The organism is Afipia clevelandensis ATCC 49720 (assembly GCF_000336555.1).
Classification (GTDB): Bacteria; Pseudomonadota; Alphaproteobacteria; order Rhizobiales; family Xanthobacteraceae; genus Afipia; species Afipia clevelandensis.
The window spans coordinates 2,307,939-2,327,794 of the sequence record NZ_KB375281.1 but is presented as its reverse complement, the minus strand read 5'-3'; the positions used below and the strand labels follow the sequence as shown (position 1 = coordinate 2,327,794).

20 protein-coding genes and 1 tRNA gene are annotated in these 19,856 nt (G+C 62.1%); 15 read left to right on the top strand and 6 right to left on the bottom strand.

Annotation, left to right across the window (positions count from 1 at the left end; translation table 11 throughout):
* Positions 1-95 precede the first annotated feature (95 nt).
* From HMPREF9696_RS11105 to HMPREF9696_RS11095, 3 genes are all read left to right on the top strand, one after another.
* Positions 96-1,640, top strand: coding sequence for an acetolactate synthase large subunit (locus tag HMPREF9696_RS11105; protein ID WP_002713096.1), 1,545 nt, complete (start codon positions 96-98; stop codon positions 1,638-1,640).
* Positions 1,641-1,707: 67 nt separating this feature from the next.
* On the top strand, positions 1,708-1,923 hold the full coding sequence (locus HMPREF9696_RS11100) for a hypothetical protein (protein WP_002713095.1): 216 nt from the start codon (positions 1,708-1,710) through the stop codon (positions 1,921-1,923).
* A gap of 148 nt (positions 1,924-2,071) precedes the next feature.
* Entirely contained in the window at positions 2,072-2,233 is a 162-nt protein-coding gene (locus tag HMPREF9696_RS11095; protein ID WP_002713094.1) for a Flp family type IVb pilin, read from the top strand.
* 173 nt (positions 2,234-2,406) lie between these two features.
* Here HMPREF9696_RS11095 and HMPREF9696_RS11090 read toward each other — a convergent pair.
* The 3 genes from HMPREF9696_RS11090 to HMPREF9696_RS11080 form a co-directional block, all read right to left on the bottom strand.
* Positions 2,407-2,481: transfer RNA gene (locus HMPREF9696_RS11090), tRNA-Val, on the bottom strand.
* Between the two features lie 119 nt (positions 2,482-2,600).
* Positions 2,601-3,905: a coiled-coil domain-containing protein gene (locus HMPREF9696_RS11085; protein WP_002713093.1), complete on the bottom strand. Its 1,305-nt coding sequence runs from the start codon at positions 3,903-3,905 to the stop codon at positions 2,601-2,603.
* Positions 3,906-4,052: 147 nt separating this feature from the next.
* Positions 4,053-4,622, bottom strand: a complete 570-nt coding sequence (locus tag HMPREF9696_RS11080) for a DUF1134 domain-containing protein (protein ID WP_002713092.1) — start codon at positions 4,620-4,622, stop codon at positions 4,053-4,055.
* A gap of 236 nt (positions 4,623-4,858) precedes the next feature.
* Between HMPREF9696_RS11080 and HMPREF9696_RS11075 the strand changes: the two genes are divergently transcribed.
* Positions 4,859-5,278 carry a YHS domain-containing (seleno)protein gene (locus HMPREF9696_RS11075; protein ID WP_002713091.1) on the top strand — a complete coding sequence of 140 codons (420 nt, stop codon included), beginning with the start codon at positions 4,859-4,861 and terminating at the stop codon, positions 5,276-5,278.
* Here the strand turns inward: HMPREF9696_RS11075 and cysQ are convergent.
* Positions 5,267-6,091: a 3'(2'),5'-bisphosphate nucleotidase CysQ gene (gene cysQ / locus HMPREF9696_RS11070; RefSeq protein ID WP_002713090.1), complete on the bottom strand. Its 825-nt coding sequence runs from the start codon at positions 6,089-6,091 to the stop codon at positions 5,267-5,269. The genes HMPREF9696_RS11075 and cysQ overlap by 12 nt on opposite strands.
* A 174-nt stretch (positions 6,092-6,265) precedes the next feature.
* Here cysQ and chpT point away from each other — a divergent pair, with 174 nt between their 5' ends.
* The 7 genes from chpT to chrA all read left to right on the top strand — a co-directional run bounded on the left by chpT (position 6,266) and on the right by chrA (position 14,419).
* A complete protein-coding gene (chpT, locus tag HMPREF9696_RS11065; protein ID WP_002713089.1) occupies positions 6,266-6,913 on the top strand; it encodes a histidine phosphotransferase ChpT in 648 nt (215 codons plus the stop codon).
* A gap of 205 nt (positions 6,914-7,118) precedes the next feature.
* The gene (locus HMPREF9696_RS11060; protein ID WP_002713088.1) at positions 7,119-9,842 is read left to right on the top strand and encodes a hybrid sensor histidine kinase/response regulator; all 2,724 of its coding nucleotides are present in this window, start codon (positions 7,119-7,121) and stop codon (positions 9,840-9,842) included.
* 11 nt (positions 9,843-9,853) lie between these two features.
* Entirely contained in the window at positions 9,854-10,324 is a 471-nt protein-coding gene (locus HMPREF9696_RS11055) for a chemotaxis protein CheW (protein ID WP_002713087.1), read from the top strand.
* Positions 10,325-10,397: 73 nt separating this feature from the next.
* Complete coding sequence (locus HMPREF9696_RS11050) at positions 10,398-10,763, top strand: response regulator (protein ID WP_002713086.1); 366 nt, start codon at positions 10,398-10,400, stop codon at positions 10,761-10,763.
* An 85-nt stretch (positions 10,764-10,848) separates the two neighbouring features.
* Complete coding sequence (locus HMPREF9696_RS11045; RefSeq protein ID WP_002713085.1) at positions 10,849-12,024, top strand: protein-glutamate methylesterase/protein-glutamine glutaminase; 1,176 nt, start codon at positions 10,849-10,851, stop codon at positions 12,022-12,024.
* A complete protein-coding gene (locus HMPREF9696_RS11040; RefSeq protein ID WP_002713084.1) occupies positions 12,021-12,893 on the top strand; it encodes a CheR family methyltransferase in 873 nt (290 codons plus the stop codon). The genes HMPREF9696_RS11045 and HMPREF9696_RS11040 overlap by 4 nt, the downstream gene beginning before the upstream one ends.
* Positions 12,894-13,024: 131 nt before the next feature.
* The gene (gene chrA / locus HMPREF9696_RS11035) at positions 13,025-14,419 is read left to right on the top strand and encodes a chromate efflux transporter (protein ID WP_051053311.1); all 1,395 of its coding nucleotides are present in this window, start codon (positions 13,025-13,027) and stop codon (positions 14,417-14,419) included.
* A 98-nt stretch (positions 14,420-14,517) separates the two neighbouring features.
* Here chrA and ctrA read toward each other — a convergent pair whose 3' ends face one another.
* The gene (gene ctrA / locus HMPREF9696_RS11030) at positions 14,518-15,219 is read right to left on the bottom strand and encodes a response regulator transcription factor CtrA (protein WP_002713082.1); all 702 of its coding nucleotides are present in this window, start codon (positions 15,217-15,219) and stop codon (positions 14,518-14,520) included.
* 367 nt (positions 15,220-15,586) lie between these two features.
* Here ctrA and fliI point away from each other — a divergent pair, with 367 nt between their 5' ends.
* The 4 genes from fliI (at position 15,587) to HMPREF9696_RS11010 (ending at position 19,392) form a co-directional block, all read left to right on the top strand.
* Positions 15,587-16,912, top strand: a complete 1,326-nt coding sequence (gene fliI, locus HMPREF9696_RS11025; RefSeq protein ID WP_002713081.1) for a flagellar protein export ATPase FliI — start codon at positions 15,587-15,589, stop codon at positions 16,910-16,912.
* Between the two features lie 106 nt (positions 16,913-17,018).
* The gene (fliJ, locus tag HMPREF9696_RS11020; RefSeq protein ID WP_002713080.1) at positions 17,019-17,438 is read left to right on the top strand and encodes a flagellar export protein FliJ; all 420 of its coding nucleotides are present in this window, start codon (positions 17,019-17,021) and stop codon (positions 17,436-17,438) included.
* Between the two features lie 325 nt (positions 17,439-17,763).
* Positions 17,764-18,312 carry a sigma-70 family RNA polymerase sigma factor gene (locus HMPREF9696_RS11015; protein ID WP_002713079.1) on the top strand — a complete coding sequence of 183 codons (549 nt, stop codon included), beginning with the start codon at positions 17,764-17,766 and terminating at the stop codon, positions 18,310-18,312.
* A 15-nt stretch (positions 18,313-18,327) separates the two neighbouring features.
* On the top strand, positions 18,328-19,392 hold the full coding sequence (locus tag HMPREF9696_RS11010) for an anti-sigma factor (RefSeq protein WP_002713078.1): 1,065 nt from the start codon (positions 18,328-18,330) through the stop codon (positions 19,390-19,392).
* Positions 19,393-19,518: 126 nt separating this feature from the next.
* Here the strand turns inward: HMPREF9696_RS11010 and HMPREF9696_RS11005 are convergent, their stop codons facing one another.
* Complete coding sequence (locus HMPREF9696_RS11005; RefSeq protein WP_002713077.1) at positions 19,519-19,728, bottom strand: hypothetical protein; 210 nt, start codon at positions 19,726-19,728, stop codon at positions 19,519-19,521.
* Positions 19,729-19,856: the final 128 nt, after the last annotated feature.

Sequence of the window (19,856 nt, the reverse complement as noted above, 5' to 3'; positions counted from 1 at the left end):
TGATGCTGCCGATCCAGTCTACCGCTGACTCCGATGACCTGTCATAAGGGTGGTTCACCCAGCAAGTGATGACAAGAAAATACGGGAGTGAAATGATGAACGGTGCGGAAAGCCTGGTGCGGACATTGGTCGCGGGCGATGTGAATGTCTGCTTCACCAATCCGGGCACATCGGAGATGCACTTTGTGGCCGCACTCGACCGGGTCGATGGCATGCGGTGCGTGCTCGGTCTGTTTGAAGGGATCGTAACCGGCGCCGCCGACGGCTATTACCGCATGGCCGGAAAGCCGGCCTCGACACTGCTGCATCTCGGCCCCGGCCTCGCCAATGGCCTCGCCAATCTGCACAACGCCAAAAAGGCGCATTCCGGCATCGTCAACATCGTCGGCCAGCACGCGACCTATCACATCGAATACAACGCGCCGCTGACCTCGGACATCGAAGGCCTCGCGCGTCCGATGTCGGCCTGGGTCCGCACCTCGCCGGATTCAAAATCCATCGCACGCGATGGCGCTGCGGCGATCGCCGCAGCCAGAAGTCATCCCGGCCAGATCGCGACCCTCATCCTTCCCGCCGATACCGCATGGAATGAAGCCGACGGCATCGCGCAGGTGCCTGAGGATTCGCAGCGCGCGAGTTACTCGCCGCAGGCGGTCGATGAAGCCGCGCGCGTCCTGCGCAGCGGCGAGCCGACGCTGCTGCTGATGACCGGCAAGGCGCTGACGGACGAAGGCCTCGCACTTGCCGCGCGCATCGCCGGCAAGACCGGCTGCAAGGTGATGGGCCAGACCTACAATCCGCGCATGGCGCGCGGACGCGGGCGTTTTTCCATCGACCGTATTCCCTACGTGATCGAACAGGCGCTGCCGATCCTGAAGGACTTCCGCCACATCGTGCTGGTCGAGGCCAACGATCCGGTGGCGTTCTTCGCCTATCCGAACAAGCCGAGCCTGCTCAAGCCGGAAGACTGCGAAGTGCATCGCATGTGCGAGGCCGGCGAGAATTCCGTCGCTGCGCTTCATGCGCTGGCGGACGCCCTCGGCGCCAAGGCCAGCGATGCTCCGCAGCAGAAGCTGATGGAGCTTTCAAAGCCCACCGGCGCGCTGACGCATGCGTCGATCGCGCAGGCGATTGCGATGGCGATTCCGGAAAACGCGATCGTGGTCGATGAATCCATCACCACCGGCCGCGGCTTCTTTCCGCCGACGGCGGCGGCGGCTCCGCATGACTGGCTGCAGAACATGGGCGGTTCGATCGGCTTCTCGACCCCGGTCGCGACCGGCGCCGCGGTGGCGTGCCCGGACCGCAAGGTCATCTGCATGGTCGGCGACGGCAGCGCGATGTACACGCTGCAATCGCTGTGGACCCAAGCGCGCGAGGGTCTCGACGTCACCACCATCGTGTTCGCCAACCGCACCTATCAGATTCTGAAAGGCGAGTTCGCGGGCGTCGACGCGGGTGAGCCGGGACGCAAGGCGCTCGACATGCTGAACATCGACAATCCCACGCTCAGCTGGGTGTCGCTGGCAAACGGCATGGGCGTGACGGCGATATCAGTCAGAACCGCCGAGGACTTCTCGCGGGCGCTGTCCGATTCGATGCGCGAGAAGGGACCGCGGCTGATCGAAGTGGTGATGTAACCGCGGATACCGGGAACCCTGCGCAAGCCTCGTGCGTTGAGCATGGATATCTTGCCAGGTTCCCGACATGACTGTTTTTCAGGGCTCGTCGTTCAGCCCGGACACCATTGAATTGATGACGCGCGCCTTTGAAGACGCGGTGGACACCCTGCCGTTTCCGGTCGGGTCGGCCCGCGTTCAGGCGTTGGCGAAGAACATCGTTGAATTGGCGTCGCAGGGCGAGCGCGATCCGGAGCGGCTGCGGCTGCTGGCGCTGCTGGCTTTGAAATCAGCCCAGATATGACCCTGGCGGGAAATCGTCCGGGCGGGCGGTATCATGGAAATGTTTAGTTAAGTCTTCGGCAGCTTCTTGCCGATAGGTTAGCCGTGGCCTGTCAAGACAGTCGCCGGACGTGGCGACCATATGCAAGAATTGCACAGAGGTTTGACCCATGAAATTGGTGTCCGATTTTTTTCGCAGCGAGAGTGCTGCGACGTCGATTGAATACGCTCTGATCGCGGCTGGGATCTCGATCGTTATTCTCGCCGCTATCAACGGCATGGGTACGACGATGAATGGCAAGTACACCACGATCAAGGCGGCGTTCGACTGACGCGCTTCGCCCCGGTGTTGCGCGGGGCCGCTCTTCCGTCCGTTCCGCGAAAATTCTGCTTCGTGTCCGGTGCTGACCGCCTGAGACTGACGTCTGCAGCGACGATCGCATATGAAAGAAGCTGCGGCCGAAGGCTCGCACCCTCACTTCACGTTTTGGAAATTTGCGGCGGATGGTGGGCGCACAAGGGATCGAACCTTGGACCTCTCCCGTGTGAAGGGAACGCTCTCCCGCTGAGCTATGCGCCCGGAACCACCGGATGTCTTTCGGAGCGGGGATTTACGAAAGCCGGAGCCGCGGTGTCAAGCGCGGCCAGCCCGCGCCCGGCAGAATTTGGCTGATATCCCGCACGAAAGCCGGATTTCACCTAACCCGGCTGCCGGGCGCGCGAGGCATGGGTCTGCAGCGCCCGGATCCGCTCCGCCAGCGTACCGCGTGCCTCGGTGGCCGCGCCGTTTGGCGCAGATCCATTTGCAGGCGCAGTCCCGTTCGTGCCGGCCCCTTTGACAATGCTGCTGATGGCCGGTTTCTGCTCCTCCGACGCCAGGATCGCTTCGATCGGCGAGTCCGGGCCTTCAAGCGTCACAGCCAGCTTGGCGACTTCCGCCGCGATGTCATTGATACGCTCGCGAAGGAGCGCGTTTTCCATGCGCTCGGTGGACCACGAGCTTTCCGCCTGTTGTTGAATGAGGTTGATGTCGCGCTGGAGTTTGGCGCGCTCGTCGCGGGCGAGCGTGAGTTGCTCCTCCAGAGATGTCTTTTCCACGCGCAACTTGTCCATCGCAGCAGTGTTGCCGGTGCCGGAGGTCATATCCTCGCGCAGCTTCTGCTCGGTCTGCTTCGCCGCCTCGACCTGCTGGCGCAGCAGGTTGTTCTCGTATTCACGCTCGGCGAGGATCTTGCCCTGGATCGCAAGGCGGTTTTCGAGATCGGTGACGCGGGTGGAGAGCAGTTCGGTTTCCTTGGTCTGCACCACCAGTTGCCGGTCGAGATCGCCGACCTTGCCGCTGAGATTTTCGACCTTGCCGCGCGCATCGCTGAGTTCGCGGGTGGCGATGTCCGCCTCGTTGCGATGGTCGGTGAGGCGCTGCTGGCTGCTCGCGACTTCCTTCTCGGCTTCGTTGACGCGGGCCTGCAGCACCTCGATCTGGCTGCGCACCGCCACCAGTTCGACCTGGCGGCTGTCCGCCGTCATCGCGCGTTCGGAAAGTTCACTGTTGAGCTTGCCGAGGTCGGCCTGCTTGTCGGCGAGTTGCTGTTCGGCAGAGCGCAGCGATTGCGTTTTCGCCGTGAATTCCTCTTCCGTCGTGCGCAACTGATCCTTCAGCGCCTTCTCGCGCGTCTCCAGCGCAAAGATCGCGGCATTCTTCTCGCCGAGTTCGATTTTCAGGCGATTGATGGCGTCCGATTTCTTGCCGAGTTCGGCAAGCTGGCTGGAGGTCTTGTTCTTGAGCTGCTCGACGCTCATTTCCAACCGGCGGGCGGACATCGCGAATTCGGCGCGGAGCTGGTCCTTGTCGGCCTGAATTTCGGCCATCGACAGCGGGGTTGCGGCCTCGAGGCGCTTGGTAGTCAGGCGGACCGCGCGATTGTGCACCAGCGGCACGATCATCAGACCGAACAGCATCGAAACCAGAAAACCGATCGCCAGATACATGATCGGTTCGACCATCGGCGTGACCCCTGCGTGAGAAATTATTTACCTTTTCACCATGCCATGGCGGGCCGGGAAAAAGCTAGCTGGACCATGCGTTAACGTGAATCCGCGCCCCTCCGCACGGGATGCGAGGGAAAGCCGGTCAAAGCGGTCATGAAACCGTCAGAACGGGTTCCAGGTGGCCCGGGGGGTGAACTTCAGGTAGCCGATATTGGCGCCGAGCCGCAGACCGACGCCGGAGCGGATCGGGACCAGCACGATGCCGTTGGCGGTCAGCGCGGTCATGCCGAAGCCGCCGATGATGTAGGCCGAACCGTCGATGCCGGCGAAGCGCTGATAGATCGCCTCTGTTGCGGGCAGGTTGTAAACCAGCACCATGGTACGCGCGCCGTCGCCGCCCCAGTCGAAGCCGACCGACGGACCCTGCCAATAGACCCGCAGGTCGCCGGCGTTCTTGGTGTAGAGCGTGCCTTCGCCATAGCGCAGCCCGGCCACGAACGCGCCGCTGCCTTCCTCGCCGAGCACATAGCCGTTGGGCAGACCCCATTGGCTGACCGCGCGCTCGATCACGGAGGCGAGACCGCGCGAGACGCTGCCGAAGAACCGGTGGCCAGCGCCGACCAGTTCTTCCGGACCATAGGTATTGGTGGTGCGTTGCTGGGCCGAGGCCGGCATGGCCAGGGAGATCGTCGCTGCAAACACCAGCGCCGCGATGCGCAAAGCAAAGGTCATGAAGGAACCCCTTGGACCACCGGATGGCCGTACTGCATGGCCAGATTTCATGGCCGGATTTCATGGCCATCGCTTAACGCCTTGCTGAGAAGCAAGGCTTAAGCTGCGGTCCCACGTCCCCGACTCGATTGTTATCAGCATCAACTATGACGGCACGGCGGCAGGAAAATAAAGGGCGCTACCTTAGAATCGCCTGCCTTGCGGTCTTGGCAGGGGCTGTGAGCCCGGCTGGACCGGTGGCCTCGGCATGGGCAGCGGTGACCGAGCGTGTTGTCGTCAACCGCTACAGCGGCCTCGCCATCGACGGATTTGATCCTGTCGCCTATTTCACCGATTCCGAGGCCACCAAGGGGGAGCCGGACATCGAGGCTTCCTCGGGCGGCGCTGTCTGGCGTTTCCGGAACGACGCCAACCGGGCCGTCTTTCTCGCGCATCCGGATATCTACGGACCCCGGTTTGGGGGCTACGATCCTGTCGATGTGGCGCAAGGCAAGATTGTCGCAGGGCGGGCGCAGGTGTGGCTGATTTCAGGCGAGCGGCTTTACCTGTTCAGCCGCGATGAAAACCGCGCGGCGTTTGCGGCCGACCCGGACGGCATCGCCGGACGCGCGGACAGCCGGTGGCCGGCCCTCGTCGAAACGCTTTCAAACTACTGACACCGACGGGTCGCCCCAGGCGATGAATTCGGGGACCAGAAAGTCTTCGCGGAGTTCTCCGAAGCAAAGGTCTGCTCCCTTGCTGTCGGTGATCTTTCCTCCCGCGGCGGTCACGACGGCATGGCCTGCGGCGACGTCCCATTCGGAGGTCGGGGAGAGCCGGGGATAGATGTCGGCGCCGCCTTCGGCGATCCGCCCGAATTTGACCGCCGATCCCAGCGCCTGCCGGATCGCTCCGGGGCGATCCGCGATAAAGGCCTCGGTCCGCTTGTCGCCATGGGACCGGCTCACGGCCACGATCCAGGCGCCGCCGGGGCCGGGATGGCGGCGGGTATGGATCGGCTGCCCGGCGCGGGACTTTCCATCCTTGGTGACAAGCAGCCTTTCGGCTCCCTTGCCCACGAGCCCACGCCAGACCACGCCAAGCGCCGGAGCGGCGATAATGCCGAGCAGCGGCTGCCCGCGGGTGATGAGCGCGACGTTGACGGTATATTCTTCGCGCCCGGCGACGAATTCCTTGGTGCCGTCCAGCGGGTCGACGAGGAAAAAGCTGCCCTTGTAAGGGCGTGCTGCAAGATCGGTGCGCTCCTCGGACAGCGCTGGAATATCCGGCGCAAGTTTCGCGAGGCCCTCCGAGATAATGTGGTGGGCGGCCATATCCGCTTCGGTGACGGGCGAGCCGTCCGGCTTGCCGGTGACCTGCATCGTGGAACGGCTCACCGCAAGAATTGCAGCGCCCGCCTGCACGACGATGTCTGTCAGCGGCTCCATCAGGGTGGCCGCAGCATCGCGGTCAAGTGCAGTCGTGGTCATCGGTCAGCCTTCAATCCGCTGTGGTCGGGTGCCTCGCGTCGGTGGCCGAGAGCCCAACCGCAGTGTATCAAACCATAAAGCATGTGTGATTCGCCGCGTCAGCACGGTGCGGCTCATCGTCAGCGCATGATCACAGGAAATCGCGGAAAAACCACCGAAAATCCGAGGAATTCTATGTCTGGCACGCCAACTCCCGGTCCCACGCCCGATGCGCTCGAACTTGCGGCGCTGATGTGCTCGCGCGTCTGTCATGATCTGATCAATCCGGTGGGTGCGATCGTCAACGGCCTTGAAGTGTTCGACAGCAGCAACAAGGACGACGACAAGGAGTTCGCGCTCGATCTGATCCGCAAGAGCGCGAAATCGACCTCGGCGCGCCTGCAGTTCTGCCGCATCGCCTATGGCGCCGCAGGCTCCGCCGGATCGCAGATTGATCTTGGCGAAGCGCAGAAGATGACGCGCAATCATCTCGAGGACGAGAAGACGAAGATTACGTGGAATCTGCCGCATGTCCTGATGGCCAAGAACCGCGTCAAGCTGCTGCTGAACATGTTCGTCATCGCGCAGCAGGCGATTCCACGCGGCGGCGAACTCACCGTCGATCCGGTCGGCGAGGGCGACACGATGGGCTTTCGCCTGCGTGCCGCCGGTACCAATGCCCGCGAGCCGCAGAACGTCGCCGCGCAGCTCAATCTCGATAACGCCGGATCGGTGTCCGCGCATGCCGTTCAGCCCTATTACACGGCGTTGCTCGCGCAGGCGTGCGGGCTGAAGGTCTCGCTCACAGCCGAAACGGATGCCGTCACCCTGACAGCATCATGAGTGAGGCGCTGCACGCGCAGCATCTTCATAAAGTCTTAATGAACGGCGCGCCGCGGAGAGTCTCCGCGGCGTGTATGCGTGTGTTATCGGTTTATTCAGGGCGTTCTTTTCGGGTTGCTCAACCAATATTAAACGCTTTGCACCGACACTGGCCGAACTTTCGGAGGCATGACGTTCATGCCTCCCTTGCCAGAAGGCCGGTTACATGGACGATTTGTTGCGGGAATTTTTGACTGAAACCAACGAGAGCCTCGATACCGTCGATAACCAGTTGGTTCGCTTTGAGCAGGATCCGAACAACGCGAAGATTCTCGATAACATTTTCCGCCTGGTCCATACCATCAAGGGGACATGCGGTTTTCTCGGATTGCCGCGGCTCGAAGCGCTGGCCCACGCCGCCGAGACCCTGATGGGCAAATTCCGCGACGGCATGCCGGTGACTGGCGAGGCCGTGACGCTGATCCTCAATACGATCGACCGCATCAAGGAGATTCTTGGCCAGCTCGAGGCAACCGAGGCCGAGCCGGAAGGCGCTGACCGCGATCTGATCGACGCGCTTGAGCAGATGGTCGAGCAGGGCGTGGCCGCTATGGAATCCGCCGTGACCGCGCCGGCGCCCGCCGTGGAAGCGCCGCAGCCCGCGCAAGCCACCGGCATGCTGGTTGCGCAGACCCTCGAGCGCGAACTGCGCCCCGGCGAAGTCTCGCTGGACGAGCTTGAGCGTGCGTTCCGCGAAACCGAAATCGAGGTTGCGTCGCCGTCAATCGCGCCTGTCGAGCAGCCTCCGGCGCCGAAGGCCGAGGCCCCCAAAGCCGAAACCCCGAAGGCCGCGCCAAAAAGTGCGAAACGTCCGGTGATCGAGAACGAAACCACCGAAGGCGACAAGGTCGCCAACCAGTCCATCCGCGTGAACGTCGACACCCTCGAACATCTGATGACGATGGTGTCCGAACTGGTGCTGACCCGCAACCAGTTGCTGGAAATCAGCCGCCGCAACGAGGACTCCGAATTCAAGGTGCCGCTGCAGCGGCTCTCCAACGTCACCGCCGAACTGCAGGAAGGCGTCATGAAGACGCGCATGCAGCCGATCGGCAATGCCTGGCAGAAGCTGCCGCGCATCGTGCGCGACCTGTCGAGCGAACTCGGCAAGCAGATCGAACTCGAAATGCACGGCGCCGAGACCGAACTTGACCGTCAGGTGCTCGATCTGATCAAGGATCCGCTGACTCACATGGTCCGCAACTCCGCCGACCACGGCCTGGAATCGACCGCTGACCGTGTCGCTGCCGGCAAGCCGGAGCAGGGCACGATCCGCGTCTCCGCCTATCATGAGGGCGGCCACATCATCATCTGCATCGCCGACAACGGCCGCGGCCTGAACACCGAGCGCATCAAGCAGAAGGCGGTGCAGAACGGTCTGGTCACCGAAGCCGACGTCGAGAAGATGACCGAGGCACAGATCCACAAGTTTATCTTCGCTCCCGGTTTCTCGACCGCTGCGGCGGTGACGAGCGTGTCCGGCCGCGGCGTCGGCATGGACGTTGTTCGCACCAACATCGACCAGATCGGCGGCACCATCGACGTCAAGTCGGTGCCCGGCGAAGGCTCGAGCTTCACCATCAAGATTCCGCTGACGCTGGCGATCGTTTCCGCGCTGATCGTGGAAGCCGCGGGCGACCGCTTCGCGATTCCGCAACTGTCGGTGGTTGAACTCGTGCGCGCGCGCTCCAATTCGGATCACCGCATCGAGCGGATCAAGGACACGCCCGTTCTGCGTCTGCGCAACAAGCTGTTGCCGCTGATGCATCTCAAGAAGCTGTTGAAGATCGACGACGGCGCGTCGATTGATCCGGAAAACGGCTTCATCGTTGTGACTCAGGTCGGCAGCCAGACCTTCGGCATCGTTGTCGACGGCGTTTTCCACACCGAGGAAATCGTGGTCAAGCCGATGTCCACCAAGCTGCGTCACATTGGCATGTTCTCGGGCAACACCATTCTCGGTGATGGCGCCGTGATCATGATCATCGACCCGAACGGCATCGCACAGTCGCTCGGAACAGCGGCGGCCTCGCAGAGCGAGATTTCGGACGAGAACGCAGCGTCGCGTACCAGCTCCGATGGCCAGCTCACGTCGCTTCTGGTGTTCCGCTCGGGTTCGTCGCAGCCCAAGGCGGTGCCGCTGGCGCTGGTCACGCGCCTGGAAGAAATCGCGGTCGAGAAGATCGAACTCTCGAATGGCCGTCACATGGTTCAGTACCGCGAGCAACTGATGCCGCTGGTCGAAATGGAAGGCGTAACGTTGCGTGAGAACGGCGTTCAGCCGATCCTCGTCTTCGCCGACGACGGCCGCGCGATGGGCCTCGTTGTCGACGAGATCATCGACATCGTCGAGGAACATCTGAGCATCGAAGTGGCAAGCTCGCGCGAAGGCGTGCTGGGTTCCGCGGTGGTCAAGGGCCAGGCAACCGAAGTGATCGACGTCGGACACTTCCTGCCGATGGCCTTTGCCGATTGGTTCAGCCGCAAGGAAATGCGCCTGTCGTCGACCGCTCAGACCGTTCTTTTGGTCGACGACTCCGCGTTCTTCCGCAACATGCTCGCGCCGGTGCTCAAGGCCGCAGGTTATCGCGTCACCCTGGCGCAGAATGGACAGGAAGGCCTTGCGGTCCTGCGGTCCGGCAACACGTTCGATGTCGTTTTGACCGATATCGAGATGCCGGAGATGAACGGCTTTGAATTCGCCGAGGCGATCCGCGCGGACCGCAAGATGGAGGCCATGCCGATCATCGCACTGTCATCGGTCGTCTCGCCGGCAGCCATCGAGCGCGGCCGTCAGGCCGGCTTCCACGACTACGTCGCCAAGTTCGACCGCCCGGGATTGATCGCTGCTCTGAAAGAGCAGACCGCTGACGTGAAGCAGGCGGCGTGAGGAACATGACAATGGATGCAAACGTTGAAAGCACTGACCGCGGTATCACGGAATACGTGACTGCGATGATCGGCGGACAGTTGTTCGGCCTGCCGATTGCGCGGGTTCAGGACGTGTTCATGCCCGAGCGGCTGACTCGCGTGCCGCTGGCGTCCGCGGACGTCGCCGGCGTTCTCAATCTTCGCGGCCGGATCGTGACCGCGATCGACATGCGTGCGCGTCTCGGCTTGCCGAAGAACGAGGACGGCAAGCCGCCGATGGCGGTTGGCGTCGATCTGCGCGGTGAGTCTTATGGTCTGCTGATCGACAGCATAGGTGAAGTTCTCAAACTCGCGGATGACAGCCGGGAAGTGAACCCGGTCAACCTCGATCCGCGTATGGCGAAGATGGCAGGCGGTGTGCACCGGCTCGACGGCCAGTTGATGGTCGTTCTCGATGTCGATCGCGTGCTGGAAATCAATCCGGACATGCTGGCAGCCTGATCCGGTCGGGACGAAACGCACAGGATCCCGTGATAGCGGCCCACACGGGGTTCGAGACAACAAAGAGGCTAAAATGAAAACATGTCTGATCGTTGACGATTCGAGCGTTATCCGGAAAGTCGCGCGGCGGATTCTCGAAGGTCTGGATTTCCAGATTGTCGAGGCCGAGGACGGCGAAAAAGCGATGGAAGTCTGCAAGCGCGGAATGCCGGATGCTGTCCTGCTCGATTGGAACATGCCCGTCATGGACGGCTATGAGTTCCTGCGCAACCTGCGTCTGACGCCGGGCGGCGACAAGCCGAAGGTCGTGTTCTGCACGACCGAGAACGATGTCGCGCACATTGCGCGCGCGCTTCATGCCGGCGCCAATGAATACATCATGAAGCCGTTCGACAAGGAAATCGTCACGGCGAAGTTTCATGAGGTCGGCCTGATCTAGTCCGGGTGCTGGAACGGCCGCTGACACGCGCCGCATCCGGACCGGGTTCGTTACGTTGTTTCTGTTCGGTTGCGTTGAGTTTTTCATGAGTGTTGCAGTCCTGACCCCAACCGGCTCGTCCGCCCAGCGGCACGAGCCTTTGCGCGTCATGGTGGTGGATGATTCCGCGGTGATACGCGGCATGATTTCCCGCTGGATCGAAGCCGAGCCGGATCTGACGGTCGCCGCCTCCATCCGCACGGGACTGGATGCGGTGAATCAGGTGGTGCGGGTCAATCCCGACGTCGTGGTCCTCGATATCGAAATGCCCGACATGGATGGCATTTCCGCGCTTCCGCTGCTGCTCGAGAAGAAGCCGAACCTCGTCATCATCATGGCGTCGACGCTGACCCGCCGTAATGCGGAAATCAGCTTCAAGGCGCTGTCGCTGGGTGCGTCGGACTACATCCCGAAGCCCGAAAGCACGCGCGAGATGTCGGCTGCCGACGTCTTCAAGCGCGATCTGCTCGAAAAGATCCGCCATCTCGGCGCGCGGCTTCGCCGCCCGGCGGTGGTGGCCAGTCCGCCGCTGTCGCCGGCGGGTCATTCCGCCGCGCCGCATGTCGCGAAAGTCTCGCCGGTCGCGGCACTGCATACGCCGCCGTCGAAGCTGACGCTTCGCCCGTTCACGCCGGTCGCACCGCGCGTGCTCCTCATCGGGTCGTCCACCGGCGGCCCGCAGGCGCTGATGAACGTGGTCGCCGGGATAGGTCCCGTGATCGACCAGTATCCGGTCCTGATCACGCAGCACATGCCGCCGACCTTCACAACGATTCTGGCCGAGCATCTGACGCGCGCCAGCGGACGTCAGGCGCATGAAGCGAACGATGGCGAGGCCATCAAGGCCGGACAGATCTATCTCGCGCCGGGCGGCCGCCATATGCGCGTGGCTCGCTCCGCGGCTGGTCCCGTGATCGCGCTCGACGACGGCCCGCAGATCAATTTCTGCAAGCCCGCCGTCGATCCGCTTTTCTCCTCTGCGATCGACGTCTGGCAGGCCGGCATCCTCGCCGTCGTTCTGACGGGCATGGGATCGGACGGCGCGCAGGGCGGCAAGGCCATTGTTGCGGCCGGCGGCAACGTGATCGCCCAGGACGAGGCGACCAGCGTCGTCTGGGGCATGCCGGGCGCGGTTGCCAATGCCGGAATTTGCGCCGCGGTTCTGCCGCTCGACCAGATCGCTTCCAAGGTTGTTCGTATTTTCTCAGGAGTTCGCGCGTGACACCACTGGATTACGAGTATCTGCGCAAGCTCCTCAAGGATCGCTCCGGGCTGCTGTTGTCGTCCGACAAGCAGTATCTGATCGAAAGCCGTCTGTTGCCGCTCGCCCGCAAGGCTGGGCTGTCGGGCATCGGTGAACTGGTCCAGAAGCTCAAGTCGGGAAGCGAACAACTGACCGTCGATGTGGTCGAGGCGATGACCACGAACGAGACCTTCTTCTTCCGTGACAAGGTGCCGTTCGATCATGTCCGCGATACGGTTCTGCCCCAGTTGCTGAAGGCGCGCGTCAACCGCAAGAGCCTGCGCATCTGGTGCGCGGCATCGTCCACGGGTCAGGAGCCGTATTCGCTCGCGATGCTTTTGAAGGATGCGCTGCCCGCGGGCTGGCGCGCGGAGATCGTCGCGACCGATCTGTCGCTCGAGGTTCTTGAAAAGGCCAAGGCCGGAATCTACACCCAGTTCGAGGTGCAGCGGGGATTGCCGATCCAGTTGCTGGTGAAGCACTTCAAGCAGATCGGCGATGTGTGGCAACTCAACCCCGACATTCGCTCGATGGTCCGCTACCAGCAGGCCAACCTGCTGCAGGATTTCTCCTATCTCGGAATCTTCGACATCATCTTCTGCCGCAACGTGCTGATCTATTTCGACCAGCCGACCAAGATCGACGTGTTCGGCCGGATGCAGAAGATCAGCGAGCCGGACGGCTATCTGTTCCTCGGGGCGGCGGAAACCGTCATCGGGCTCACTGATGCCTATCGCGCGTGCCCTGACCTTCGCGGGGTCTATGCGCCGAACACGGTTCGCACGGCGTCACCGTCTCTGGTGCCGGGATTGGGTGCGGGCCAGACGAAGATTCTGGCGCGAAACTGAAACTCCGTTAGAATGCCAGCGGGGACAGGCGATCTCCCCGCAGGCGACAGGTCCAGATATCCGCCCACGTATCCCGCCCAAGCATCGCGTCCGCATCCGTGCAAGGACGTGCCATGTCTTCGCTTGACCCCATGTCTTCGCCTGATCCCGTTCTGCCCGAGCGTAATTCCGCCGCGCGATCCGGCATTTCGATGCAGGAGGCTTTCTCCGTCTGGCTCCGGGTTGCGCTGCTGTCGTTCGGCGGCCCTGCCGGGCAGATCGCGGTCATGCATCGCATTCTGGTCGAGGAGAAGCGCTGGGTTTCCGAGAGCCGGTTCCTGCACGCGCTGAACTACTGCATGTTGCTGCCGGGACCGGAGGCGCAGCAACTGGCCACCTATATCGGCTGGCTGATGCATGGCATCCGCGGCGGCATCATGGCCGGCAGTCTCTTCATCATGCCGGGCATCGCCGCCATTATGGCGTTGAGCTACGTCTATGCGGCCTTTGGAAATGTTGGATTTGTCGCGGCGCTGTTTTTTGGCCTCAAGGCGGCGGTGCTGGCGATCGTGATTCAGGCGGTCTTCCGCGTCGGCAAGCGGGCGCTCAAGAACCGGGTTATGCAAGGCATCGCGGCGGTAGCGTTCGCCGCGATCTATTTCTTCAACGTGCCCTTTCCCGTCATCATCCTGGTTGCGGCCGCGATCGGCTATCTTGGCGCCCGCGCAGGGTTGACCGCGTTCGTGTCCGGCGGCGAGGAGGGCAACACATCGGCCGCTCTGGTCGACGCATTGCTGTCTGATGAACTCCCGAGGCATGCACGCCCTAACATTGCGGGTTCATTGCGGGTGGCGGCGGTCTGGCTGCTTCTGTGGCTGATGCCGGTGGTTCTGATCTTTCTGGCGATGGGCGAGACGAATGTCTTCACGCAGATTGCGCTGTTCTTCAGCAAGATGGCGGTGGTCACATTCGGCGGAGCCTATGCCGTGCTGGCCTATGTCGCGCAACAGGCCGTCGAACACTATCACTGGCTGCGGCCGCACGAGATGCTCGATGGCCTCGGGATGGCGGAAACGACGCCGGGTCCGCTGATCATGGTGTTGCAGTTTGTAGGATTCATGGCGGCTTTCCGCGATCCCGGGACGCTGCCTCCGATGCTCGCGGGGACACTCGGCGGATTCCTTGCAACCTGGGTCACGTTCACGCCGTGCTTCCTGTGGATTTTCCTCGGCGCGCCTTTCATCGAAGTCATGCGCGGGAACAAGGCTCTGGCCGGCGCGCTGTCGGCCATTACGGCGGCGGTCGTGGGCGTGATCCTCAATCTTGCGATCTGGTTCGCGATCCACACCGTCTTTCGCGAAACGTTTTCGGTTCAGGGCTTCGGGCTGTCGTTCGATGCACCGGTGCCCAACAGTGTCGATCCATGGGCACTCGCGCTGGCTGTTGCGGCGGCAACCGCGATCTTTCGCTTCAATGTGGGAATGTTGCAGACGCTGGCGGCCTGCGCATTGGCGGGCGTGCTGCTGCATGTTACCGGAGCGATCTGAACCCGGCGGATTCAGGTCCGCACAAACAAAAACCCCGCCATTTGCGGCGGGGGTTCAGTCTGGGAGGAGGGGCCGTACAGGCCCCGGTACAACCCGTATTACGCAGGAATGCGAACCTCGTCGTCGTGTGGCTCGCGCAGCACATAGCCGCGGCCCCAGACGGTCTCGATGAAGTTACGGCCTTCCGAAGCATTCGCAAGTTTCTTGCGCAGCTTGCAGATGAAAACGTCGATGATCTTGAGTTCGGGCTCGTCCATGCCACCGTAGAGATGGTTGAGGAACATCTCCTTGGTGAGGGTGGTGCCCTTGCGGAGCGAGAGCAGCTCCAGCATCTGGTATTCCTTGCCCGTCAGGTGGACGCGCTGGCCACCGACTTCGACGGTCTTGGTGTCGAGATTGACCACCAGATCGCCGGTCTGGATGACCGACTGGGCGTGTCCCTTGGAACGGCGGACGATCGCGTGGATGCGGGCGACCAGTTCGTCCTTATGGAAAGGCTTGGTCATGTAGTCGTCGGCGCCGACGCCGAGACCCTTGACCTTGTCCTCGATGCCGGCAAGGCCGGAGAGGATCAGAATGGGTGTCTTGATCTTGGAGACACGCAACTGCTTGAGAACGTCATAACCGGACATGTCCGGAAGGTTCAGGTCGAGCAGGATGATGTCGTAATCGTAAAGTTTTCCGAGGTCGATGCCCTCTTCGCCGAGATCCGTCGTGTAGACGTTGAAGCTCTCGGATTTGAGCATCAGCTCGATCGACTGCGCAGTGGCGCTGTCATCTTCTATCAGCAATACGCGCATGCCAGTCCCCTATAGTCGCCGCTCCGGGCGTCAGGCCGGCCGCCTACTTGCGGCACTGGAAACGCCTTTGAACAACTGATTCGGATCCTGACGACATATGGTTAACAAAAGCTGATTCGTCTCTGCAAGCTCTATCGTGCAATTTTTGTCGAATCGCACTAAGATATTGCGGGCAAGCAGCTTTTCGTACCCGTGCCGTTCAAGTTCCACATTAAGAGCCGGGCCTAACCGACTCCTGCGACTCGCACCTTCGTTCTGAAGGTCAAGCGCTCTCAGTCATCAAAGACAGTGACGCAATGATTAACGATGCGGGTAAACACAGGGTTAAGGGGATGCCGCGAAATCGCGGAAACTTAAGGTTTTCGCAATGAAGGCCCTCGCGGAACAGATCTCCGACATCGACGGCGTCAATATTTATGGCCGCGTTGTCGGCGTGCGCGGTCTCATGGTGGAGATTGCCGGCCCCATTCACGCGATGTCGGTCGGCGCGCGCATCGTGGTGGAGACCGGCACCAACCGTTTCATCCCCTGCGAGGTGATCGGCTTCACCGGCAACAACGCGGTGGTGATGCCGTTTGCGGGACTCGAAGGAGTCCGGCGCGGCTGCCGTGCGGTGATCGCCAATGCGGCGAGCCAGGTGCGCCCGTCGGCATCGTGGCTCGGGCGCGTCATCAATGCGATGGGCGAGCCGATCGATGGCAAGGGGCCGCTGGTGCAAGGCCCTTCGCCAATGTCCTACCGGAATGCACCACCGCCGGCCCATTCGCGCAAGCGGGTCGGCGCGCCGCTCGATCTTGGCGTGCGCTCGCTCAACACCTTCCTCACCTGCTGCCGCGGCCAGCGCATGGGTATCTTTGCCGGGTCCGGTGTCGGCAAGTCCGTGCTGCTGTCGATGCTGGCGCGCAACGTGGATGCGGACGTCTCGGTGATCGGCCTGATCGGCGAGCGCGGCCGCGAGGTGCAGGAATTCCTGCAGGACGATCTTGGTGAAGAAGGCCTGGCGCGCTCGGTAGTGGTGGTGGCGACCTCCGACGAGCCGGCGCTGATGCGGCGTCAGGCGGCCTATCTAACCCTGGCCATCGCGGAGTATTTCCGCGATGAGGACAAGGACGTCATGTGCATGATGGACTCGGTGACGCGCTTTGCGATGGCGCAGCGTGAAATCGGCTTGTCCGCGGGCGAGCCACCGACGGCCAAGGGCTATACGCCGACTGTGTTCACCGAATTGCCGAAGCTGCTGGAGCGCGCCGGTCCGGGCATGGGCGAGGGCACCATCACCGGCATCTTCACGGTGCTGGTGGACGGCGACGATCACAACGAGCCGGTCGCGGACGCGGTGCGCGGCATCCTTGACGGCCATATCGTGATGCAGCGCTCGATTGCCGAGCGCGGGCGCTATCCCGCCATCAACATCCTGAAGTCCGTCTCCCGGACCATGCCGCGATCTGCAGATCCGGCCTTCTATCCAAGCGTCACCCGGGCACGGCAGGTGATGGCCACCTACGCCGACATGGAGGAACTGATCCGGCTCGGCGCCTATCGTGCCGGGTCCAGCCCCGAGGTGGACGAGGCCATTCGTCTGCATGAGCCGCTGGAAGCCTTCCTGCGGCAGGCCAAGGACGAATCCACCGGAATTGGGGAGGGATACCGTCAATTGGAGCAAATCCTGCAGACCGTGGAAACGGAACGCTAACTTTGTCGCGCCATGATCCGGACACCTGTGTTTTGACCGGAGGGGCCCTTGGGGGGTGCCGGTTCCGTCCCGGTTTCAGATTGGGACTTCTGGGGAGTATGAGTCGATGAAGTCACGTGAAACGCTGATCCGCCTGAAGAAGTTTCAGGTCGACGAGAAGCGCCGGAGGGTCGCGCAGATCGAGGGCATGATTGCTGACTTCCAGCGCATGTCGGTCGATCTCGAGCGAGAAATCCAGCATGAGCAGGAGCGCGCCGGTATCAACGATCCCACGCACTTCGCCTATCCCACCTACGCCAAGGCCGCAATCCAGCGCCGCGAAAACCTGACCCGCTCCGCGGATGAACTGCGTGTGCAGCTCGAGGACGCCAAGGCCGTGCTCGGCGAGGCGTTTGAAGAACTGAAGAAGGTCGAGCTTCTCGACGAGCGCGATCAGGCGCGTGAGCGCGCCGAGGAAAGTGCGCGCGAACAGGCCGATCTTGACAGCATCGGGTTGATGCGTTCGCGCATCGGCGCGATGGCCTGAGGCGAATACCTCCGGTTACCGTTCTGCCGCCGTGCGCCGCAGTCTGTGGCCATGTGTTGGATGTGTGACCTTGCCGCACTGGTTTTTGTGAGTTGTTTCGGCGATATGAAGCCCGGGCTTTCCGCCCGGGCTTTGCTTTTTCGGGTCTCGATTTGAGCGATTTCAGGTCTGCGGTGGTACTTGCTCCGGCGGGGAACTGGACCGGATATCCGCAAGATGTGATACGGCTTAATGTGATACGACTGGGCGAAAGATAACGGGCAAAACCGCCATTTCGATTTCCATTCCTGCCGGGAACGGCGGAGCGACGTTTTTTGAGGGGATTATGCTGACGCCGGCTGAGTTGATCTGGCTGCTCGCATCGGTTGCGAAGGGGGACGAGGCTGCGTTTGAGCGCCTTTATGCTGCCACCCGCGCGAAACTCTTTGGCGTGGCCCTTCGTATCTTGAGGCGTCAGGATCTTGCGGAGGAAGTCGTCCAGGAAGCCTACGTCAAGATCTGGCACAGCGCGGGACAGTTCAATGCCTCGCTGGCGTCGCCCATTACCTGGATGGTTTCGATTGTCCGCAATCGGGCCATTGATGTCGTACGCAAGCGTAGCGAGACCTCTTTGGAGGACGAACCGGCGGCCATGGAAGTGGCGTCCGATACGCCCGATCCGCTTGCGCGCAAGGAGATGACCGAGGAACTGAAGCGGATACTGGAGTGTGTCGGACTGCTCGATCCCGAGCGGCAAAGGATGGTGCTGCTGGCTTATTACAACGGATGGAGCCGCGAACAACTCTCCGAAAAATTCAATACGCCCCTGAATACGGTCAAGACGTGGTTGAGGCGCAGCATGATCGAAATCCGCGGCTGTCTGGGACTGGGATAATCGGGTCGGATCGAGATGAACTATAGCGAAGATCATATCGCGCTTGCGGCTGAATATGCGCTCGGCACCCTGAGCGCCGATGAGCGCGCGCTTGTCGAAACCATGATGATTGTCGACCACGGTTTCATGGAAGTGGTCGATGCGTGGGATCGCAAGCTCGGTCCGTTGCACCAGATGGTCGCTCCGGTCGAGCCGCCGCCGCATCTGTGGGACAAGATCAGCGCCGAGCTTGGTCTTGTCGGACCGCAGCCTGTTGTTGTCGAGGAGCCGAAGCCCGCCGAACCCCCGCCCGTGGCGGTGCCGCCGGTGGAAACCCTGTCCTCCACTCCGGAAGCGCCCAAGCCGATCGAGCCGACCGAGCCGGACGACGCGATGCTGGCGAAGCTGCTCGAGCCGCGCGCGCCGGAAATCACAGAGCAATCCATTACGCCGGCTGCAACGACCGAGCCACCGGCCGCGCCAACGGCTCCCGATGTCGTGCCTGAGCCCGTCGCCGAAGCGCCATCGAATGTTGTTCCGCTGGCCCGCCGCAATAACGCTCCGCAAACGTTCGGCTGGTTCATGACCGCTGTTGCGGCTTCGCTGGCCGCGGTCATCGCGCTGCAGGCCTATCGTCCGGAATTGCTGCCCGAGAAGCTGCGGATCAAGCCGCAGATCCAGGTTGTGGAAGTCAAGGTCCCGGCACCTGCGTCCGCGTCCGCACAGGCCGCGCAGTTCGTCGCAATCCTTCAGCAGAATCCTTCCGCGCCCGCCTTCATTCTCACAGTCGATACGGAGACGAAGAACTTCACTGTACGAAAGGTCGGCGCCGCGCCTGCGCCCGGCAAGAGCTATGAGTTGTGGCTGGTTTCCGACAAGCTGCAGCGGCCGCGCTCGCTTGGCGTGATCGGCGGCAGCGACTTCACCATTCGCCCCGGACTCGCTGACTACGACAGCGACACGATCAACAAGGCGACGTATGCCGTAACCGTCGAACCGGAAGGCGGGTCGCCGACCGGCGTCGCCACAGGACCGATTGTCTATACCGGCAAGTTGATCGAGAGCGTTCCCGCGCTGCCAGCTTCGGCACTGCCGCGCTAATGCAGGCAACAAAAAACGCCCGTGGGGAGCGGGCGTTTTCTGGTCTCAGACTTGGGGTCTTCTGAGCAATCACAAGGCGACTTCGGGGGGCGGGGAAGAGAGCCTTGTGAATTCGTAAAACCTTATTTACCGGATCGCTGACTGCTCCGAGCTTGTGAGAACAACAGCCTTATTCGCCTTGATCGCCGGACCAGTGGCGCGGGCCGTCTGTGTAAAGCCGGTGTCCGCAAGGCGCGCAGAAATTCCCAGACCGGCAACACCGATCGCGGCGACGAGCGCCACAACAACGATCTTCAAGTGTGTCATGCGGTCCGCACTATAAAACGAATGGTTCATACAAACCTCCCGCCGCCTTTTCGATGCAGTCAGACGTTTGTCGCGTCCGCCAGCCCGTGAGTTCAAAGCCTCACGCTCTAACAACTAGATTGGCAGGGATTCGTTTCCAAGCGGCGTTCACAAACGAG

Bases quoted from the DNA above. Each gene is read 5' to 3' on its own strand.
- HMPREF9696_RS11060 (WP_002713088.1), top strand. From the start codon at position 7,119: ATGGACGATTTGTTGCGGGAATTTTTGACTGAAACCAACGAGAGCCTC.
- HMPREF9696_RS11005 (WP_002713077.1), bottom strand. From the start codon at position 19,728: ATGAACCATTCGTTTTATAGTGCGGACCGCATGACACACTTGAAGATC.
- HMPREF9696_RS11100 (WP_002713095.1), top strand. From the start codon at position 1,708: ATGACTGTTTTTCAGGGCTCGTCGTTCAGCCCGGACACCATTGAATTG.
- HMPREF9696_RS11045 (WP_002713085.1), top strand. From the start codon at position 10,849: ATGAGTGTTGCAGTCCTGACCCCAACCGGCTCGTCCGCCCAGCGGCAC.
- HMPREF9696_RS11085 (WP_002713093.1), bottom strand. From the start codon at position 3,905: ATGGTCGAACCGATCATGTATCTGGCGATCGGTTTTCTGGTTTCGATG.
- chpT (WP_002713089.1), top strand. From the start codon at position 6,266: ATGTCTGGCACGCCAACTCCCGGTCCCACGCCCGATGCGCTCGAACTT.
- fliJ (WP_002713080.1), top strand. From the start codon at position 17,019: ATGAAGTCACGTGAAACGCTGATCCGCCTGAAGAAGTTTCAGGTCGAC.
- HMPREF9696_RS11015 (WP_002713079.1), top strand. From the start codon at position 17,764: ATGCTGACGCCGGCTGAGTTGATCTGGCTGCTCGCATCGGTTGCGAAG.
- fliI (WP_002713081.1), top strand. From the start codon at position 15,587: ATGAAGGCCCTCGCGGAACAGATCTCCGACATCGACGGCGTCAATATT.
- HMPREF9696_RS11105 (WP_002713096.1), top strand. From the start codon at position 96: ATGAACGGTGCGGAAAGCCTGGTGCGGACATTGGTCGCGGGCGATGTG.
- HMPREF9696_RS11010 (WP_002713078.1), top strand. From the start codon at position 18,328: ATGAACTATAGCGAAGATCATATCGCGCTTGCGGCTGAATATGCGCTC.
- HMPREF9696_RS11080 (WP_002713092.1), bottom strand. From the start codon at position 4,622: ATGACCTTTGCTTTGCGCATCGCGGCGCTGGTGTTTGCAGCGACGATC.
- HMPREF9696_RS11055 (WP_002713087.1), top strand. From the start codon at position 9,854: ATGGATGCAAACGTTGAAAGCACTGACCGCGGTATCACGGAATACGTG.
- chrA (WP_051053311.1), top strand. From the start codon at position 13,025: ATGTCTTCGCCTGATCCCGTTCTGCCCGAGCGTAATTCCGCCGCGCGA.
- HMPREF9696_RS11050 (WP_002713086.1), top strand. From the start codon at position 10,398: ATGAAAACATGTCTGATCGTTGACGATTCGAGCGTTATCCGGAAAGTC.
- ctrA (WP_002713082.1), bottom strand. From the start codon at position 15,219: ATGCGCGTATTGCTGATAGAAGATGACAGCGCCACTGCGCAGTCGATC.
- HMPREF9696_RS11095 (WP_002713094.1), top strand. From the start codon at position 2,072: ATGAAATTGGTGTCCGATTTTTTTCGCAGCGAGAGTGCTGCGACGTCG.
- cysQ (WP_002713090.1), bottom strand. From the start codon at position 6,091: ATGACCACGACTGCACTTGACCGCGATGCTGCGGCCACCCTGATGGAG.